The following is an 18,628-nucleotide window of genomic DNA, read 5'->3' as shown; positions in this document are numbered from 1 at the left end:
GGCCGGGCACCGGGGGTGGATCCGCGCGCGGAGGGGTGGACCGTGTCTGACGAGGGCGTACTGGAGTCCGAGCTGCTCGACCTGGCCGACCTGGAACCGCGCGACCTGGACCGGATCGCCGCTCCCGCGCTCGGCGCGTCACTTCGCCGGATCCTGCTGGAGAGAGGACTGGAGGACCAATACGCCGCCTTCCAAAGTTCGTTGTAGCGCTCCTTCGTGCCCGCCAACCGGGTGAATTTCCCGCTCATTGTCCGCAATAAAGCGGAATCGCGTAATCCTCCGCCGGACCACTGCGATCTGGAGTAGTGATGAGCAGATCGGGACGCGCCACCGTCGTCGCCTTCCTGTCGGCGGCCGGCGGCCACGGGCGGACCAGCGCCGTCGCCAACCTCGCCTGGGTGCTGGCCGGGTCCGGCAAGCAGGTGCTCGTGCTCGACCACGGGTCCGAGCCGCCCCGCGTGCCCGAGTACCTGGAGCCCTTCTACCTCCGCGACGCCGTCCTGCCCGAGGCCGGCGCGGGGGTCACCGACCTGGACGCCCGGTGGACCGTGCGCCGCTACGCGCTGCCGGGCGCGGCGGGCCACATCGACGTGCTGGTCGGGGACGGCCCGCCCGACCCGGCGTCGGTGGTCTCCCGCGTCGGCGCGCACGACATCGTGCTGCTCGACGCCCCGACCACGGACGACCCCGCCGACCCCGAGGACGCCGCGACCCTGGCCGCGATCGCCGAGGTGGCCGACGTCGGCGTGGTCTGCTTCGTGCCCCGGTTCAAGACGATCAAGGACGCCGCCGCGCTGGCGACCGCCTTCCGCGCCCACTGCCCGGTGGACGTCCCGATCGTCCCCGTCGCCACGATGTTCAACGCCCGCAACGACCCCCGCGCGCGCCGCAGCCTGGACGCCATCCGCGCCGCGTTCGCCCCGCTGGGCGGTCCCGGGCCGGACACCGCCGTGCAGATCCCGTACCGGCCCTACGAGGCGTTCGACCCGCTGCTCGCCGTCCTCGCCGAAGGCCCGGACGACACGACCGGGCTGCGCGAGCAGTACGGGCGGCTGGCCGCCGCGGTCACCGGCGGCGAGGTCACCGGCGTGCCGGCGGTGCCGCGCCCGGTCGCGTCCCGCTACCGCCGGGCGTTCGGCCTGGAGGACGCCGACGACCGCGACCGCGTCCTGGTGCTGCACGCCCCGCGCGACCGGGCCTGGGCGGACTGGGTGTGCGGCGTGCTGGCGCGGGCGGGCGCGCGGGTCGCGCCGCTGCGCCGCCGCCGCGAGTGGCTCGCCGACCCCGACCCGGTCGAACTGGTGGTGGTCTCCTCCTCGGCGTGGGACGCGACCGGCACCGACCTGGCCGACCTGCCTGCCCACCGGCCGCTCGACCCCGTGCGGCTCGCCGTCGAACCCGGCGAGCACGGACCCGCCGGCCTCACCCGGGTCATCGACATCGCCCGGCTGCCCGAAGCCGAAGCCCGTGCCCGGCTGCTGACCCACTTCGGCCTCATCGAACCGCCCGCCGCGGCGGAGGACGGCCCGGCGCGCTTCCCGGCCACCGAACCCGCCGTGCTGTCGCTGCCGCCGCGCCACCCGCGTTTCGTGGGGCGCGACGACGACATCGAAGCGCTGCGCGACCGCCTGGTGGACCACGGCGGGACCGTGGTGGTCGGCGGTGTGCCCGGCATCGGCAAGAGCGAACTGGCGCTGGAGTACGCGCACCGGTTCGCCGGCGACTACGACCTGGTGTGGTGGTTCCCGGCCCACGACCGCCAGGCCGTGCTGATCTCCGTCTCCCGGCTGGGCGACCGGATGCGCGACCCGGACGTCACCGACCAGGTGCCCACCGAGTACGGCACGACCTCCCCGCTGGCGGACCTGGCCGACGGGCCGCGGTTCACCCGCTGGCTGCTGGTCTACGACAACGCCGACGGCGAGGGCGTGCTGGACGGTCTCATCCCGGCGCGCCCCGGCTGCCACGTGCTGGTCACCTCGTCGTCCGCGCCCGACCCGGACCTGGAACTGGCCGACCTGCCGTCCGGGGACAGCAACCGCCTGCTCGTCGCCCGCGTGCCCGGGTTGGGCGACCGGGACGCGGAGAGCGTCGCGGCGGCCGTCGACCACCTGCCCCTGGCGTTGGAGCTCAGCGTCTCCTGGCTGGCCGAGTCGGTGAACCGGGAACGCGCGACCGGGGCCGGGGTCGCCGACGCCGTCGCGTGGTCGGTGCGCGCCTTCCTGGACCGGCTGGGCGGCGAGCGGGCCGACCGCGACGTGGTGGGGCGGCTGGTCGGCGTGCTGACCGGGTCGTTGCGGGACACCGCGGCCGGGCGGGTCGCGGTGCTGCTGGCGGAGCTGTGCTCGTTCCTGTCCACACAGGGCGTCGGGCTGCGGCTGGTGCGCTCGTCGGCCGTGGTCGCGGCGCTGGTCGAGGCCGGGGGAGTGGACGCGGGGCCGTTGCGGCTGGACAGCTGGGAGGTCGACCGGGTCCTGTGGCTGGGCGCGCGGTACGGGCTGTTCCGCGTCGACTGGGGCGAGCGCAACAGCCTGCGCCTGCACCGGGTCGTGCAGCGGGCGCTGGTCGAGGCGATGCCACCGGAGCGGCGTGCGCGGCGACGGGCGCAGGTGCTGCGCGCGCTCGCCGCGTTCGCGCCGACCGAGGCGGAGGAGGCCGAGGAGAGCGAGGACGGTCGGCGGGGGCGCGCCTGGCGGTTCCGCGAGTTGCAGAAGCACGTGTTCGCGTCGGGCGCGCTGGAGAGCGCGGACGAGGCGGTGCGCCGCTGGCTGGTCAACCAGCTCCGGTTCCTCTACACCGACGGCGGCGCCGCGGTCGGCCTGGCCTCGACCCAGCCGGGCCACGAGCTGCTCGCCCGGTGGACGCGCGAGTTCGGGCCGGACGACCCGTTGCGGAACCGCCTCGCGGCGCAGCTGGCCAACGTCGAACGCAGGCTCGGCCGGGCCGACGTGGCGCTCGAACTGGACCAGGGCGCGCTGCAACAGCAACGCCGAACCCTGGAACTGGCCAGCCCGCAGGCCCTGATCACCGCTCGCGGCCTGGGTGGCGACCTGCGCGGCACGGGCGACTTCGGCGAGGCGTTGGACGAGGACCAGGCCACCTGGCTGGGGTTCCGCGACGCCTTGGGCGACGACCACCCGCACACCCGCAGCGCCGCGAACAACCTGGCCGAGTCGCTGTTCCTGTCCGGCGACCCGGCGGGCGCGCTGACCCTGGAGGTGGACAACTTCGAGCGCCGGCTGCGGCTGTTCGGCCCCGGCGACCCCAAGACGTGGTGGTCGCGCACGCGGATCGGCGTCTACCAACGGGAACTGGGCCACTACAGCGCGGCGCTGGACTCGTTGCGCGAGGCCCGCGACCGGTTGAGCGGACCCGAGACCAACCCGGTCGAGCTGGTCGCGCAGTGGCACCTGGCCATCGTGCAGCGGCTGATGGGCGACGCCCGGACGGCGCGGCAGTCCAACACCCGAACCTTGCGCTCGCTGCGCGTGCTGCAAGGCCCCCGCCACCCCGAGACGCTCGCGTGCGAGCTGAGCCTGGCCATGGACAACCGGGCGCTGGGCGACGCCGCGACCGCCGTCGAGCTGTCGGAGTCGGTGGTGGCAGGCCTGTTGGAGGGCTTGGCCGAGGACCACCCGTTCGTCGGCCTGGCCAGGCTGTGCCTGGGTTTGAGCCTGTCGGCCGCCGACGCCGTGGACCGCGGCGACCACGAGGTCGGCGCGGCGCTGAACGTCCTGACCCGGCGGCTGGGGGAGAGCCACCCGTGGACCCTGGCGGCGGAGGTGGCCCGGTCCCAGGTCACCGCCGCGCGCGGCGACCGCGACGCGGCGCTGGAGCTGTTGGCGGACGCGCACCGGCGGTGCCGCGAGTACCTGGGCGACGAGCACCCGAGCACCCGGATCGCCGCCGCCAACCTCGGGGTCGCCCGCGAGGCCGGCGCCGAACTGGACAAGGGCTGGAGGACCATCGATGTCGACATCCCCCAAACGTGACGCCGACGGCGTCCCCGCGGTGCCGCACGAGGAGCGGGCGGACTTCCTGGGGGACACGTTCCTGGAGGCGAGGCAGGCGTGCCGGGAGGCCGTGGCCGAGGGTGCCCTGCCGTACGTGGCGTACTTCAGCCGCGGCGTCTTCACCTTCTCCACCGACGAGTTCGGCGACGCGGACACCGACCGGGCCGTGCTGAACCGGTTGGGCCGCCAACTGGGCCACGTGGTCGGCGACCTCGACCGAGCCCTCCAGGAGCCCCGCACCGGCCCGCTGATCCGCACGCTCCTGCACACCGACCACGGCGCGATCATGTGCAACCTGGTCGTGCCACGGGAAAACGTGGTCGCGGTAACCTTCGGCGCGGCCCACCCCGACCGGCCGCTCACGGACGTGGAAGAGGTCAACGAGGCAGACCGGGCGGTGGCCACCCTGGTGGCGCGCTTGCGCAAGCGCATCAGCCTGCCGTCGCTCAACCCGGGCGGCTGGGAGTCCGCCCAGGTGGTTCGCGCGCTGAACTCGGTGGGCGACAACGGCGAGCCGCGCGTGGCCGAGTACCAGGAACTGCCCGACGAGATCCGCAACGCGTGCCGAGCCAGCGTCCGACCGGAGGACCTGCACTACATCGCGTACTACGCGGGCGGTGAACTGGCGCTGGAGGCCGACCACCTGGACCACACCACCTTGGAACCGTTCTTCACCCAGGTGGCCGTGGACACCCGACGCTCGTTCTACCGCGTGTTCGGCCGGCAACTGGAAGCCGTGGCACGCCGCTTCAACCGGCTCATCGCCGGTGGGCCTCCCGGCGGCCTGGTGCGCAGATTCGTCTTGGATGTCGAGCAGGGTGCCGTCTACTACTACCGTCTGGATGTCGGTTCTTATCTCGTCGGGGTCACCATTGACCAGTCTCGCGTTCGCGACTCCGATGAGCGGCTTTCCCTTCTCTCTTCACGCTTCGCTTCTCTCCTTCGACGCTCTTCCCGCTCTCAAGCATGACGCGCTGACGCGCTCTCACAACCTACGCGCTGGCGCGCTCTCAAGATCAAAAGCGCCTCGCCGGCGGGCAGGCCCCCGGGGAGGAAGGGCGTCGGTCTTCCCCCCGCACGGCCTGCCGGAGGCAACCACCCTTTGGTCTTCTCCGCAACCGAAAAGCGTGGTTGCGGAGAAGACCAAAGCGCGGTTGGGCTGCGCCCAGGCCGTACGGGGGAAAGACCGAGGCCCTCCCTCTGGCTAGATAGCCCAAAGGAAGAGCCGCGCTTCGCGCGGAGGCCGGGCGCACTGCCGTGGCGGACGATCCGACCCGGCCCTTGGCGCCGAAGGCGCCACCGTTTTGGCTATCAGCCACAGGAAGGGCCTCGGTTCGTTCCCCGTACGGCCTGGGCGAAGCCCAACCGCGCTTCAGTCTCTTTTGCAACCACGCTTCACCGGTTGCAAAAGAGACTGAAGGGTGGTTGCCTCCGGCAGGTCGTGCGGGGAACGAACCGACGCCCTTCCACCCCCGGGGGCCTGCCCGCCGGCGAGGCGCTTTTGATCTTGAAAGCGCGCCAGCGCGACACGCTTGAGAGCGCGCCAGCGCGTAGGTCCGAAAGCGCGAAGCGCGTCCAGAGAAGCGAAGCGAAGAGAAGTCAGCGAAAAGTTTGAGAGCGAACAGCGGCACGGCGTACGGAACTACTCAAGTTGTCGAGGTGCTGCCGCAAAGAAGCGCGCCTGGAAGGCCGACTCAAGTCGGAAACAGGCCCACCGCGAGCGGTCCAAGGAGCGAGCTGCACCAGAGGATCCAGCTTGTGCCGGGGCAAGTACTCGACCACGGCGTCATACGTCCGACAGATCTCGTCCAACTCCTCCACCGCGCCGGCCGACAGCTCACCCCCACCCTCCCGCGCGCGGACATCCGCGTACCACTGCTGCACACCATCGCGGAACGTGTGCAAAGCCTGCTGCAACAACGCAACGATCCCCAACGCCTCCAGGTATCCCGGAGTCCGCTGCCGCCGCTGCACCGCATCCAGCACCCGCGAAGCCTCCGGCCCCCGCGCGAAAGCCTCGCGAGTCATCAACTCCGTGTGCGTGTTCTCCTCCAACACGCCCAACGCGTCGTCGAACAGCTGGGCCACGGACCCCGGCAGCTCGACGGAAGCCGCCTCCCGGGGCGTCCCCGCCGCGAGGTCGGTGAGCTGGTGCTGGATCTCGGCCAACCGCCGGTCCGACGACGTGCGCAACCCGTCGATGTGGTCCGCCAGCTGCTCGATGAACCCGTACAGGCTCGACTGCTGCCGGTTGATCTGGTCGATCCGCTGCTGCACCAACCCCGCCGGGTCGGCGCTCCGCTCGGCGGGCAGCAAGCTCATCGCGGCCTGCACGGCGACCTGGAGGTCGTCGGCGAAACGGCGTCCGGAGTAGACGACCGGCTCCCGACCCAGGACCCCGCGCAGCAACGGAGCCACGTCGCCGGCCACGACCCCGTTGACCACCAGGACCACCTCGGCGTCGGCGTGCGCCTGCCGCACGGCGGCGAACCGGCGGCGGACGGCCTCCACGTCCGGGTGCGTCAGCACGGAGTCGGTGAACAGCACCGCGCAACCGCCGGTCCGGTCGGCGAACGTCAGCCAGAAGTCGACCCGGGAGTCCCGGCCCAACGACAGGTAGTGATCAGGCTGGTACGTCCAACCGTTGTGCACCAACACCCGACGAGCGCTCGACAGGACCTCGTCGGCGGACAGCGGTCCCAGCTGCTCGCGCGCCGCGGCGCGGACCATCTCGTCGGTGACGAGGCCGCGTCCCTCGGTCATCTGGAACAGCGTGTGGCACATGCGGATCACGCGGCGCACGTTGCCGCCGGCCAAAGTGGTCACGTACTCGACCACCTCCGGCGTGAACGGTTCCAGCCGGGCCTGCCCGAACTCCGCCCGCTGCGCCAGTTCGATGAACTGCCGGGCCTGCGGCGCGCTCAGCCCGGTCATCGGCACGGTGTGCGTGATGCGCTGCTTGGCGCCGGCGTCCACCATGGTCAGGAAGTCCGGATGCCCGCACAGCACCAGGAAAGCGCCCGCGTTGGAGAACACCTCCAGCATCTTCTGGAAGGCGAGCATCACCCGGTCGTCGGAGTGCCGGGCCAGCGAGAAGATCTTGTCGAACTCGTCCACCACCAGCACGAACCGCCGCCGGCTGCCGCCGAACAGCAGGGCGAAGACCCCCATCGCCTCCAGCACGTCCGGCGCCGCCGCGATCCGGGTCGTGATGTCGCGCTCGCGCAGGATCACGTCCGGCTCGCCGCCGGTCAGCCACTTCCACACCGCGTCCTCGAAACCGGGCCGCAGCAGCAACGTCAGCGCCTTGCCGAAGCTCTCGTTCTCGGTGACGTCGCTCAGCTCGCGGTGCACGCGCCGCAGGAGCTGGCTCTCCATCAACCGCAGCTCGTCCACGACCTTGCGCGGCTCGACCTCGCGGCGGCGCAGCAGGTCCACGGCGTGGCCGGCGAGCCCGGTGTCCTGCAGCTGCTCGGCGACGATGTCGGCGTAGAACTCGCTCACCCGCGCCCGGATCCGCTCCAGCCCCAGTTGCAGCAGGAACCGCTGGTAGGTGCTCAGCACGTTCTCCGCGGTCGCCTCGATGTGCAGCGACCGGGTCGGGTCGGACAGGCGGGCGGCGGCGGTGCGGACCAGTTGGCGGGCCAGGTGGGTCTTGCCGGTGCCCAGTTCGCCCAGCACCAGCAGAACCGCGCCGGGGCCGCGTCCGGCGGCGGAGTCGGGCGCGTCGAGGTACTCGGTGAGGTGGGCCGTCGCGCGGCGGATGGCGTCGGTCTCGACCGTGAACTCCGAGCCGCCCGCGTCGTCCTCGGAGCCGGCGACGCGGGCCACCGCCATCGCCGAGAACGGGTTGCGCAAGGGTGTTCCGTCGTCGCGTCCGCCGTTCATGGGGCCCCCGATCCGTCTCCCGAGCGGCGCTTGACGTCGTCGAGGATGTCCTCGATCGTCACCCACGCGCCGTCCTCGTAGTCCGCCTGGCTCATCCGGAATTCGTACGTGCTGTGCAACGTGCGCTGCAATTGCGCCACGGTCGCGAACTTGTGGCCGGCCGACACGACCGTCTGGTCACTCATCCGGGGGAAACGGCCCGGGATCCCCTGCGGGTTCAACCGGGCCTCGATGAACTTGCGGGCGTCGCCGTCGGCCAGCGGACCGACCTCCAGCACGACGGGCTTGGTCAACGCCTCGGTCTCGCGCGTGATCCGGCGCACCTGCTCGCGGTCGAGGTGGGCGGACTCCATCAGGAACAGGACGCCGCCGCACACCAGGCTCGCGTAGCTCACGACCTCCTGCCACAGGTCCTCGGGCGAGGGTAATCGCAGGACCAGGACGTGCCGGTCGGGCATGAAGTAGCCGAGGTTGTCGTAGACCCGGTGCGGCTCGCGGCGGTTCTCCCGGAACTCGTCCAGCGCGTCCGGGCGGATGAGGCCTTCGCGCCGCATGACGTCGAAGAGCCGGTCGCAGACCTTGATGATCCGGTCGGTCACGCCCATCCGCTGGTCGACGGCGAACGTGGTGGTCGTGTCCACGACCTTCGCCGTCACCCCGCGCGGCTTGAGCTCCCCGACGACCCAGGCCGCGCACCGGTTGAGCAACGCGCTCTTGCCGCACCCGCGTTCGCCGGTGGCCAGGACGATGCGCCCGTGGTCGAGCACGGACGTCAGGTCGCCCATCTGCCGCTGGAACTCCAGGTACTGGGCGCCGGTGCTGTCCACGTCCACGTACAGGTGGTCGTGGTCGTGGTCCACGGGGTTGAGGGGTTGCATGGCCGACGGGAACGGCGCGACGGAGAAGGGGTTGACCGGCTCCGCTGTCACGGCCGCCCCCCGCGGGGACGGGTTCCGCCGGGCGCGCACCGCAGAAGTGCGGTCGATGCCGCCCGCGACCCGCGCATGCCGTCCCCCTAACGGTGCCGGCTCCGACTTTACCGTTGATAGGATCGCAAGTCGGTGGAAATTGGTTACCACGCACTACCCCAACGGCCGTACTCCGCCACTTGACCGGCGGACCGCCGGAAGAGCGGTCGTCACGACGGGTGCACGATTTCCGGGCGGCGTGGAATAGTGGTGCCGTCCCATTTGCGCGATCGGGAGGCGACCCACGCCGGTCCGTGGTCGTGCACGGCGTTGGTCACGGCGTGCAGGAGGTTGACGACCACGACCGCCGGCGCGATGACCGCGGCGGCGGGCAGCACGGGTTCGAGCATCAACGCCAGGATCACCGCGGTGAGGCCGTTCTGCTGCCCGAGGGCCAGCCGCACCCGGTCGCCCCGCCAGCGCGGCCTGGCCGTGAGCGCCGACGCCGCGACGACCTGGGCGAGGAACGCGGCCACGCCGAGCACGACGCCGGTCCCGAGGTCGATGCCGTTGACCAGCACCAACCCGATCGCGAACGTGCCCAGGTACAGGGCGACGCCGGCCCCGCGATCGACGTCGGCCGAGCGTCCCGGCCGGTAGAACAACCCGATCAGGGCCAGCGCCAGCAACAACGAGGAACTCGCCGCCACCACCCCGGCCGCCAGCACCGCCACCAGCACCACGGCCCGGCCGGCGGGGGAACCGGCCCCGGCCGCGCGCCGGCCGCGCAGCCCCCGCCACACGGCGAACACCGCCCCGGCCAGCGCGAGGTTGAGCAGCAGGTTCACACCGAGTGAGCCCACGCCGCCGACCGGCAGCGTGCCGCCGCCGACGGTCAACGCGGTCAGGTACACGGTGAGCAGCACGGTGATCGGGTCGTCGAACGAGGACCAGGCGGCCAGCAACGTCTTGCCCGCTTCGGACAGCCGTGACCCGGCGCGCAGCGCGGCCACCGACAGCGGGTCGATCTGCGCGACGGCGACGGCGAGCAGCAGGTGTTCGGGCCGTTCGTAGAACGCGAACAGCACGCCGAAGATCAGCGCGACCTTGAGCAGCACGCCCAGGGTGACCGCCGCGAGCACCGTGCCCCAGTGCTCGCGGAACTCGGCGAGGTCGATGCCGCGCGTGCTGGCGTAGAGGCCGAACCCGAGCAGGGCGTTGATCGCGAACAGGTAGCCGGGGTGGGCGGTGACGCCGTCGGCGTCGAACGCCCGCGCGACCAGCCACCCGGCCGCCACGGCGGCGAGCAGTCCGATCGACCGGGTCCACGCCCTGGGTCCGCAATCGGCGCCTTGCATGAGTTCCCCCAAAATTGCGGCTTGGGCTCTCCGGGGAATCGAGTGTATTGGCGTCGTGATGCGCGGGACAAGTCGGGGATTGCGCAGTTCTCCGCAACAACGCGGACTTCGTCACTTTGTGGCGACCCGCATTCGACCGATTGTTCGAATGATTTTATTCCACGTTGGGCGGTCCTGGGCGTCGTGCCACCGCTGAACTCCAGCCGGGCCGGCGCACGGCCACTTCGGGCAGTGCGCGGGTCGGGCGGTCGCCGCCTTCCCCGGTGGGCACGGCCCGCTCAGGCGGCCGGACCGGGGACGTCCGGTTCGCGGCGCGGTGGGCGGGAACGCAAGCGCAGGTCGGCGTACACCGCTTCCGGGTGCATGGCGGCTGTCCGCGCCGCGAGGTCTTCGAAGTAGATCCAGAAGTGCAGCCCGTGCTGTCGGCGCTCCGCGTAGACGAAGGGTGCCACGGCGTCCCAGAGTCGGACGATGTTCGTGCCGTACGCGCCGATGATCAGGCTCTGGTCGATCATGCCGTGGGCGACGAGCTTGCCCAGGTCGTCGTAGAAGACGCCGATCGTGTTCATGTGCGTGCGTGTGTGCTCTGGCAGGCCGCGGTAGCCGTCCTGGGGCTTGTGGCCTTCGGCCAACTCGTTCAGGACGTATTCCTGCGCTTCGAACCACGCGGCGGCCCTGGTCTCCTTGAAGGCTTCCAGGACCACCGGTAAGTGGATCTTGCCACTGGCCAGGCGCAGTTGCCGCAGGGTCAGGAGTATGGAGATCGCGAGTGCCGTGAGGGAGAGCGCCAGAGTGGCCAGGTTCAACGCGATGGTGGCGTTCATGCGGCGAAGCTAGTGGGTGGCCCGCTAAGCCCGGAACGTGCGGCGGTAGGTGTCGGGTGGCACGCCGAGTGCGCGGTGGAAGTGGCGGCGCAGGGTGGTGGCCGTGCCCATGCCGGCGGCGGCGGCGATGGTGTCCACGTTGTCGTCGGTGGTCTCCAGGAGTTCCTGGGCTCGGCGGATCCGTTGGGCCATCAGCCATTTCAGCGGAGTGGTGCCGGTGACCGCGTGGAAGTGGCGGGCCAGGTGGCGGGAGCTGAGGTTCGCGCGGCGGGCCAGGTCCTCGACGGTGAGCGGTTGGTCCAGCCTGGCCATGATCCACGGCAGGAGGTCGGCCAGCGGGTGGTCGTCCCGGGCGGGCACCGGGGTGGTGACGAACTGGGCCTGGCCGCCTGCCCGGTGGGGCGGCACGACCAGGCGGCGGGCGACGACGTTCGCGACCGCCGAGCCGTGGTCGCGGCGGACCAGGTGCAGGCACAGGTCCATCGCCGCCGCCTTGCCCGCCGAGGTGAGCACGGTGCCGTTGTCCACGTACAGGACGTCCGGGTCGACGGTCACCTTCGGGTAGCGGGCGGCCAACTGGTCGGTGTGGGCCCAGTGGGTGGTGGCGCGCAGCCCGTCGAGCAGGCCGGCCGCGGCGAGCGCGAACACGCCCGTGCACAGCGAGACCACCCGCGCGCCCGCGTCGTGGGCCGCCCGCACCGCCTCGACCAGGTCGGCCGGCGGGTCGGCGTCCACGTCGGCCAGGGCGGGGACGATCACGGTGTCGGCGCGGGCGAGCGCGTCGAGGCCGTCGTCGGGTTCGACCAGGAACCGGCCGACCCGGACGGGATGCGTGCCGCACACGGTGACGTCGTACCAGGGGCCGGGCAGGGCGGCCGGGGCGGAGCCGAAGACCTCGTGGGCCAGGGCGAGTTCGAAGTGGAGCATCCCGTCCGTGGCGGCGACCGCGACCGTGCGCATGTCCGAAAGTGTACGGGTCGTGTCGTTCCGGACACTGGGCCGCAGCGGTCCGGCCGGACAGGATTGCCGCAGTGGATCACTTCCGGCTAGGAGCGGGTATGACGAACGTGGCTGTGTACGGCGCTTACGGGCACACCGGGCGGTTCGTGGTCGCGGAGTTGCGCGGGCGCGGGCACACCCCGCTGCTGCTCGGCCGCGACCGGGCCAAACTGGTGGCGCACGCCGGGGGCCTGGAGGTGCGGCAGGCGTCGGTGGACGACCCGGCCGCGCTCGACCGCGCCCTGGCCGGCGCGGCGGCCGTGGTCAACTGCGCCGGGCCCTTCGCCACCACCGCCGGGCCGTTGGTCGAGGCCGCGTCGCGGGCCGGGATTGCCTACGTCGACGTCGCGGCGGAGATCGAGGCCAATGTGGACACGTTCGCGCGCCGCGTGGACGGTGTGGTGGTGCCGGCGATGGCGTTCTACGGCGGTCTGGGCGACCTGTTGGTGACGGCCGCGATGGGGGAGTGGACGGCGGCGGACGAGGTGCACGTCGCGTACGGGTTGAGCAGTTGGCACCCGACCGCCGGGACCCTGGCGTCGGGCGCGGTGTCGGGCGAGCGCCGGGGTGGTCGTCGGGTCCGGTTCACCGGCGGGCGGTTGGAGTACCACGACGACGCGCTGCCGACGGTGCAGTGGCCGTTCCCGGCTCCCCTCGGGCCGCGGGAGGTGATCGGGGAGTTCACGATGGCCGATGTGGTCACCGTGCCCAGCCACCTCGATGTGCCCGAGGTGCGCACGTACATGAGTGCCAACGCTGCCTCGGACCTGTCGGCCGCCTCGCACGCACCGGTCGCCGTGGACGAGCTGGGACGGTCCGCGCAGACGTTCGTGGTGGACGCGCTGGTCCGTGCGAACGGTGAAGAGCGCCGCCTGACGGCGACCGGACAGGACATCTACGCCATCAGCGCGCCGCTGGCGGTGGAGGCCGTCGAGCGCATCCTCACCGGCCGGATCAAGGCGACCGGTGTCGTCTCGGCGGGTGCGGCGTTCGACGCCCCGGACTTCCTCAAGGCGCTGTCGCCGCACCTCGCCGTGCGCGGTCACGCCCGGCCCGCGGCGTAGCGCAGACCGGGCGCGACGGGTCGGCCCGCTCTCGGAGGGGACCGTTGGCGGGCGGGGTCCGCCCTGGGAACGACCTCCCGCGTCGGCGGAACCGGCGCGGGGGTGTCCGGTTCGGGGCCCGGCGGCCGGGCGGGGCGGGTGGCCGGCGGAGGCGCCGGCGCCGGGTCGTCCCACCCGGGGTCGTCCCACACGGCCGCGATCAACGCGTCGAACTCGGCGCGAACCGCTGCCGCGTCCGGGACCGGTTCGGCATCGAGGAGGGTCGCGCGGGGCATGAGGCTCACCGCCTCAGGTCTCGATCTCCTTGCGGTCGGCGCGGGTGCCGCCCACGGCGATGCGGCGCGGCTTGGCCTTCTCGGCGATCGGGATGCGCAGGGTCAGCACGCCCGCCTCGTAGTCGGCGGTGATGTGGTCGGTGTCCAGCGTGTCGCCCAGGAACAGCTGGCGCGAGAACACGCCGAGCGGGCGCTCGGAGACCTGCATCTGCACGTCGTCGCCGGAGGGCAGCGGACGGCGCTCGGCCTTGACGGTCAGCACGTTGCGCTCGACGTCCAGCTCGATGGCGTTCGGGTCGACGCCCGGCAGGTCGAAGCAGACCACGAACTCCTCACCCGCGCGGTAGGCGTCCATCGGCATCGCGGCGGGCTTGGACCAGGTGCCGGTGGTCGCGCCGAAGAACTGCTGCGCCAAGCGGTCCAGGTCACGGAACGGGTCGGTGCGCATCAACATCGGTGGTGCCTCCTCCTTGTCGCCTGTGGCCTTTTGTCAACACGCACCACCGTTGTAGCATGTCATCGGAACGTTGACAAGAGGGAAGTCATCGAAAGGTTGACATGGACGATCCGGTGGACGGGATGCGGGCGGTGCACGCGGCGGTGGCCGACGTCCGCCGGGGCGAGCCCGCCGACGTGCTGGCCGCGCTGCACACCCTGCGGGCGGTGCGCGACACCCTCGCGGCCTGGGAACCCGAGCTGATCGCCGCCGCGCGCCTGGACGGCACCAGTTGGGCGGCGCTGGCCCCGGCCCTGGGTGTCACGAGCAGGCAGGCCGCCGAGCGGCGGTTCCTGCGCCTGCAGCCCACGGCGACCGGCGAGACGACCGGCGAGGCCCGCATCGACGCCCAACGCGACCGCCGCGCGGGTGACCGGGCGGTCGCCGACTGGGCCCGGCGCAACGCCGCGACCCTGCGCAAGCTGGCCAGCCGGGTGAGCGGCCTGGCCGACCTCGACGCGACCCACGCCGACCACCTGGACGAGGCCCTGGGCCACCACGACCCGGTCAGCCTCCTGCCCCCGCTGGCCGCCGCGCACGCCCACCTGGCCGGCCACCACAGCGACCTGGCGGACCAGATCACCGCCATCACCGACCACACCGCCCACCTCCGCCGCCAGGCCGGGGCGCAACGCCGCCAACGCCGCACCTGACCGCGCCGGGTGGGTCGGGCCGGGTGGGTCGGGCCGGGGCGGCTGAACGCGCGCGGTGGTTCGGGCGCGGTGGTCGAGCCTCTGGGCACATGTCAGGGTTTCGTAATGACCGGTTCCGTGGTCGTGGATCCGGACACCCCGGCATGATCGGGACGTGATCTCCTGCTCGAAGCGCCGCGTCGCCCTGTCCGCGTTCGTCCTGCTCGCCGTCGCGGGGTGCGGCTCGCCGACAACCACCACTGCCGCGTCCACCACCGCAGCTGCCACGACGACCTCCACCGGGAGCCCCGCGTCGGCCGCGCCGACCACGCCGGCGGCGACCGTGCCGGAACAGCTCCGGTTCACCGCCAAGACCGTGGACGGCGCGGACTTCTCCGGGGAGACCCTCGCCGGCAAGCCCGCCGTCCTGTGGTTCTGGGCGCCGTGGTGCCCCAAGTGCCAGCGGGAAGCGCCCGGGATGGCTTCGGCGGCCAAGGACAACGCCTCCGTCACGTTCCTCGGCGTCGCCGCCCTGGACAAGGAGCCCGCGATGCGCGACTTCGTCAAGCGGTTCGGGCTCGGCGGGTTCACGCACCTCGCCGACCTCGACAGCGCCGTGTGGAAGCGGTTCGGGGTCACCGCCCAGCCCGCCTACGCCTTCATCGGCCGCGACGGCGAGGTGGAGGTCGAGACCGGGCAGCTGAGCGAGGAGAAGCTCCGGGAGCGGGTCGCCGCGCTCGCGGGGGCGTGATGACCGAAGGGCTTCTGCTCGCCCTCGTGGCGGGCATGGTGGCGACGGTGAACCCGTGCGGGTTCGCCATGCTCCCCGCCTACCTGGCCCTGGTCGTGCAGGGTGAGGACGGTCGGCGGGGCGCGGTCGGGCGGGCGTTGGCCGCCGCCGCGGTCATGACGGCCGGGTTCGTGGTGGTGTTCGGCGTCTTCGGGCTGGCCATCGCCCCGGTCGCGGCGTCGGTGCAGCGGTACCTGCCGTTCATCACCGTGCTGATCGGCGCGGCCCTGGTCGTGTTCGGCGTGCTGCTCGTCATGGGCAAGACCATCAGCCTGATGGTGCCCAAACCGACCAAGGGCGCGCCGACCGCCCGCCTGGGCTCGATGTTCGGGTACGGCATCGCCTACGCCATCGCGTCGCTGTCGTGCACCATCGGGCCGTTCCTGGCCGTCGTCGGCACCACGCTCGGCGGCGCGAACCTGGTGGAGGGCGTGGCGGCGTTCCTGGCCTACGCGCTGGGCATGGGGCTGGTCGTCGGCGTGCTCGCGGTCGGCGCGACGCTGACCGACAACGTCCTCGCCACCCGCGCGCGGACGTTGCTGCCGCGCATCTCGCGCATCGGCGGGGTGCTGCTCACCGTCGTGGGCCTGTACGTGGCGTACTACGGCGTCTACGAGCTGCGGTTGTTCTTCGGCGACGCCGACCCGGCGGACCCGGTGGTGGACTTCGCCGGCGTCGTGCAGGGCGCGCTGGTCGACGCGGTCACCGCGATCGGTCCGTGGCCGTTCGTCGCCGTGCTGGCGCTGCTCGTGGCGGCGGGTGTCGTGGCGGTCCGTCGCAAGGCCGCCCGCGAGTAGCGCCGGCTGCCGGCGATTTGTAAGTCCACAGTGGACTTTTGGTGGACGGCAAGCTTTGTCGCGCCTAGGATTCTGATCATGCGCCACCTCTGGGGGAGTGGCGAGGGGGCTGTGATCATGGGGGTGCGAACTTGTCGCGAGAACTGCTGCCGTCGTCCTTGAGATGCCTGTGCACGAGACCGTCCCACCACGCCGCCGTGCGTGGCCTGGGCGACCGCGCCGAAGTCGATTCGCTGGAACGCGAGCTGCTGCGCAACGCATGCGTGGAGTCCCGGCTGTTGTCCGTGGACCGGCCGGGACACCACCACGCGGACGGGGCGTTCATCGGGGTGCGCCGGCGCGCCATCTACACCGCGAACGCGCTGGACGACGACACCGCCGCGGTGGTGGGGCGGGCCGTCGAGGAGGTGCGGGTGCTGCGCGGACGCCCGGCCACCGGCCTGCTGGTGGTGGACGACGTGGCGGTGCTCAGGTCGGGCCCGGCCGGGGCGGTGGTGGTGCGGTCGCCGGAACTGGTGGCGCTGGTGGCCGCGTACTTCGACGCGCTGTGGACGGACGCCGTGCCGCTCGGGGACGCCGACCGCGTCGAGGCCGACGGCCTTTCCCCGGTGCAGCAACGGATCGTGCGGCTGGCCGCCAAGGGCTTCAAGGACGACACCATCGCCCGGATGCTCGGCCTGAGCACGCGGTCGGTGCGCCGGCACCTGGAACGGCTCGCGGCCCGGGTGGGCGCGACCAACCGCCTCTCCCTGGGGGTCGCCGCCACGCGGCTCGGCTGGGTCTAGCACCCGCACCGGAGGTCACGGGGTGTTCCGCGCGGTCGCGTGGGGCACCCCGTTCTTGTTGTGCCCACGGGGTTTTCTCAGCTCCTGTCCGGTTCCGGTCGTGTCCGCTTCTCCCCTCCCGACGCCGTCACGGCGAACCGATGATCGTTCGCGCGGCGGGCACCGCCGCACTCCTGCCGCCGGCCCGAGGGGCGGGCGCGGAGGAGGGGGATGGCGACTTGGGGAGCGAGATGAGCCGGATGACGGCACGACGACGCCTCGGCCTGCTGGCCGTGACGACGTTGACGGTGGGGGGCACTCTCGGCGGGCTGGTCCAGCCCGCTTCGGCGGCGCCGGCGAGCGACCCCGTCCTGTACTGGAACGACGTCCTGCTGGAGACCTACAAGACCGTCGGCGGAGCACCCGGTCCGCTGGCCAGGGGCGGCGCGATGGTGCACGCCGCGATCTACGACGCGGTCAACTCCATCACCACCACCGGCCAGCCCTACGTCTTCAAGACCGAGGCGCCGAACGCGTCCCTGCGCCACGCCGTCGCCCACGCCGCGCACGACGCGCTCGTGGCGGCGTTCCCCGGCCAGGACTTCTCCGACGAGCTCACCACCGCCCTGGCCGACGCCGGTTCCGACACCGGCGACGGCACCGGCCTGGGCAAGGCCGCCGCGGCGGCGATCGTGGCCAACCGCGCGGGCGACGGCTCCGGCGACACCACGCCGTACCCGGTGAACACCGCGCCCGGCCACTGGCGGCCGACCGGCTCCGGCGACGCGGCCACGCCGAACTGGGGCAAGGTCAAGCCGTTCACCATGACCTCCGGCACGCAGTTCCGGCCGCAGCACCCGGCGGGCCACTCCTCCATGGCCTCCCTGCTCTCCAGCGCCGAGTACGCCGCGCAGGTCAACGAGGTCAAGAGCCTGGGCAGCGCCGGCTCGACCACCCGCACCCCGGAGCAGACCCAGATCGCGCACTTCTGGGCCAACGACCTCGACGGCACCTACAAGCCGCCGGGCCAGCTGTTCGAGCACACCCGGATCGTGGCCGTCCAGCGCGGGCTCGGGACCGCCGACAAGGCGCGCCTGTTCGCGCTGGTCGCCCTGGCGATGGGGGACGCGGGCATCGTGGCCTGGGACCGCAAGTACCAGACCGACATCGACCTGTGGCGGCCAGAGTCGGCGGTCCAGCTCGCCGACACCGACGGCAACGCGGCCACCGAGGCCGACCCCAACTGGCGCCCGCTGTCGAAGTTCCGCGACGGCACGCCGTTCTCGCCGCCGTTCCCGGCCTACACCTCCGGGCACGCCACCTTCGGCGGCGCGTGGGCCGGTGCGATGAAGTCCTTCTTCGGCACCGACGACGTCACGTTCACCGCCACCACGGACGACCCGTTCGCGCAGGGCGTCACGCGCACGTTCACCAGCTTCACCGCCGCCGCCGTGGAGAACGCGCGCAGCCGGGTGTACCTGGGCGTGCACTACCAGTTCGACGGCGACCACGGCGTCTCGTCGGGCAAGGCGATGGCCGAGAGCGCGGCCGTGAACTTCGTGCGGCCCTCGGGCGCGCCGACGCCGGGCAAGGTCGGCTGCGCCTTCGCCGACGTCTACAAGACCTACAGCAACGGCACGTTGAAGGACTACCACGTCTCGCCGAACCGCGACACGCTGGTGCAGGTGCACTTCGCCAGCAGCGACGGCGTGGCGCAGTACGTCACCGTCGACAGCGGGTTCCTGAAGGGCCAGAAGGGCTGGGTCGGCAGCACCTGCGTCCGGTTCATCGCCTGACGCGCGGCGGCGGGCTTCCCGGCT

15 protein-coding genes are annotated in these 18,628 nt (G+C 72.3%); 9 read left to right on the top strand and 6 right to left on the bottom strand.

Features of this window, described 5'->3' with window-relative positions; genetic code table 11:
- The first annotated feature begins 42 nt into the window (after nt 1-42).
- The 3 genes from fxsA (at nt 43) to ABD126_RS37025 (ending at nt 4,983) form a co-directional block, all read left to right on the top strand.
- Nucleotides 43-207, top strand: coding sequence for an FxSxx-COOH cyclophane-containing RiPP peptide (gene fxsA, locus ABD126_RS37035; RefSeq protein ID WP_343940029.1), 165 nt, complete (start codon nt 43-45; stop codon nt 205-207).
- 101 nt (nt 208-308) lie between these two features.
- Nucleotides 309-3,992: an FxSxx-COOH system tetratricopeptide repeat protein gene (gene fxsT, locus ABD126_RS37030; RefSeq protein ID WP_343940026.1), complete on the top strand. Its 3,684-nt coding sequence runs from the start codon at nt 309-311 to the stop codon at nt 3,990-3,992.
- Nucleotides 3,993-4,011: 19 nt separating this feature from the next.
- Nucleotides 4,012-4,983 carry a hypothetical protein gene (locus tag ABD126_RS37025; RefSeq protein WP_343940024.1) on the top strand — a complete coding sequence of 324 codons (972 nt, stop codon included), beginning with the start codon at nt 4,012-4,014 and terminating at the stop codon, nt 4,981-4,983.
- Nucleotides 4,984-5,612: 629 nt separating this feature from the next.
- Here ABD126_RS37025 and ABD126_RS37020 read toward each other — a convergent pair.
- From ABD126_RS37020 to ABD126_RS37000, 5 genes are all read right to left on the bottom strand, one after another.
- On the bottom strand, nt 5,613-7,901 hold the full coding sequence (locus tag ABD126_RS37020) for an AAA family ATPase (RefSeq protein WP_343940022.1): 2,289 nt from the start codon (nt 7,899-7,901) through the stop codon (nt 5,613-5,615).
- Nucleotides 7,898-8,830, bottom strand: coding sequence for a hypothetical protein (locus ABD126_RS37015; RefSeq protein ID WP_343940020.1), 933 nt, complete (start codon nt 8,828-8,830; stop codon nt 7,898-7,900). Before ABD126_RS37015 ends, ABD126_RS37020 begins: the two co-directional genes overlap by 4 nt.
- A 209-nt stretch (nt 8,831-9,039) precedes the next feature.
- Entirely contained in the window at nt 9,040-10,167 is a 1,128-nt protein-coding gene (locus ABD126_RS37010; RefSeq protein ID WP_343940018.1) for a cation:proton antiporter, read from the bottom strand.
- Between the two features lie 278 nt (nt 10,168-10,445).
- On the bottom strand, nt 10,446-10,991 hold the full coding sequence (locus ABD126_RS37005) for a DUF4760 domain-containing protein (protein ID WP_343940016.1): 546 nt from the start codon (nt 10,989-10,991) through the stop codon (nt 10,446-10,448).
- Between the two features lie 24 nt (nt 10,992-11,015).
- The gene (locus ABD126_RS37000; RefSeq protein WP_343940014.1) at nt 11,016-11,951 is read right to left on the bottom strand and encodes a helix-turn-helix domain-containing protein; all 936 of its coding nucleotides are present in this window, start codon (nt 11,949-11,951) and stop codon (nt 11,016-11,018) included.
- A 98-nt stretch (nt 11,952-12,049) separates the two neighbouring features.
- On the opposite strand from ABD126_RS37000, the gene ABD126_RS36995 reads away from it, so the two are divergent.
- Nucleotides 12,050-13,054, top strand: coding sequence for an NAD(P)H-binding protein (locus ABD126_RS36995; protein ID WP_343940012.1), 1,005 nt, complete (start codon nt 12,050-12,052; stop codon nt 13,052-13,054).
- A gap of 288 nt (nt 13,055-13,342) precedes the next feature.
- Here the strand turns inward: ABD126_RS36995 and ABD126_RS36990 are convergent, their stop codons facing one another.
- On the bottom strand, nt 13,343-13,783 hold the full coding sequence (locus tag ABD126_RS36990) for an Hsp20/alpha crystallin family protein (RefSeq protein ID WP_343940010.1): 441 nt from the start codon (nt 13,781-13,783) through the stop codon (nt 13,343-13,345).
- Between the two features lie 104 nt (nt 13,784-13,887).
- On the opposite strand from ABD126_RS36990, the gene ABD126_RS36985 reads away from it, so the two are divergent.
- From ABD126_RS36985 to ABD126_RS36965, 5 genes are all read left to right on the top strand, one after another.
- Entirely contained in the window at nt 13,888-14,478 is a 591-nt protein-coding gene (locus ABD126_RS36985; protein ID WP_343940008.1) for an HSP18 transcriptional regulator, read from the top strand.
- A gap of 154 nt (nt 14,479-14,632) precedes the next feature.
- Nucleotides 14,633-15,208 carry a protein disulfide oxidoreductase gene (locus tag ABD126_RS36980; protein ID WP_343940006.1) on the top strand — a complete coding sequence of 192 codons (576 nt, stop codon included), beginning with the start codon at nt 14,633-14,635 and terminating at the stop codon, nt 15,206-15,208.
- Complete coding sequence (locus ABD126_RS36975) at nt 15,208-16,044, top strand: cytochrome c biogenesis CcdA family protein (protein ID WP_343940004.1); 837 nt, start codon at nt 15,208-15,210, stop codon at nt 16,042-16,044. Before ABD126_RS36980 ends, ABD126_RS36975 begins: the two co-directional genes overlap by 1 nt.
- A gap of 197 nt (nt 16,045-16,241) precedes the next feature.
- The gene (locus ABD126_RS36970) at nt 16,242-16,829 is read left to right on the top strand and encodes a response regulator transcription factor (protein ID WP_343940002.1); all 588 of its coding nucleotides are present in this window, start codon (nt 16,242-16,244) and stop codon (nt 16,827-16,829) included.
- A 239-nt stretch (nt 16,830-17,068) separates the two neighbouring features.
- Complete coding sequence (locus ABD126_RS36965) at nt 17,069-18,604, top strand: vanadium-dependent haloperoxidase (protein WP_343940000.1); 1,536 nt, start codon at nt 17,069-17,071, stop codon at nt 18,602-18,604.
- Nucleotides 18,605-18,628 lie beyond the last annotated feature (24 nt).

The sequence above is a fragment of the Saccharothrix mutabilis subsp. mutabilis genome (genome assembly GCF_039521145.1).
GTDB lineage: Bacteria > Actinomycetota > Actinomycetes > Mycobacteriales > Pseudonocardiaceae > Actinosynnema > Actinosynnema mutabilis.
The sequence above is the reverse complement of the archived record's forward strand: the minus strand, read 5'-3'. Positions and strand labels throughout refer to the sequence as shown.

Coding starts and splice junctions, on each gene's coding strand:
- ABD126_RS37000 (WP_343940014.1), bottom strand. CDS start 11,951: ATGCGCACGGTCGCGGTCGCCGCCACGGACGGGATGCTCCACTTCGAA.
- ABD126_RS37010 (WP_343940018.1), bottom strand. CDS start 10,167: ATGCAAGGCGCCGATTGCGGACCCAGGGCGTGGACCCGGTCGATCGGA.
- ABD126_RS37005 (WP_343940016.1), bottom strand. CDS start 10,991: ATGAACGCCACCATCGCGTTGAACCTGGCCACTCTGGCGCTCTCCCTC.
- ABD126_RS36995 (WP_343940012.1), top strand. CDS start 12,050: ATGACGAACGTGGCTGTGTACGGCGCTTACGGGCACACCGGGCGGTTC.
- ABD126_RS36975 (WP_343940004.1), top strand. CDS start 15,208: ATGACCGAAGGGCTTCTGCTCGCCCTCGTGGCGGGCATGGTGGCGACG.
- ABD126_RS37020 (WP_343940022.1), bottom strand. CDS start 7,901: ATGAACGGCGGACGCGACGACGGAACACCCTTGCGCAACCCGTTCTCG.
- ABD126_RS36990 (WP_343940010.1), bottom strand. CDS start 13,783: ATGTTGATGCGCACCGACCCGTTCCGTGACCTGGACCGCTTGGCGCAG.
- ABD126_RS36985 (WP_343940008.1), top strand. CDS start 13,888: ATGGACGATCCGGTGGACGGGATGCGGGCGGTGCACGCGGCGGTGGCC.
- ABD126_RS36965 (WP_343940000.1), top strand. CDS start 17,069: ATGACGGCACGACGACGCCTCGGCCTGCTGGCCGTGACGACGTTGACG.
- fxsT (WP_343940026.1), top strand. CDS start 309: ATGAGCAGATCGGGACGCGCCACCGTCGTCGCCTTCCTGTCGGCGGCC.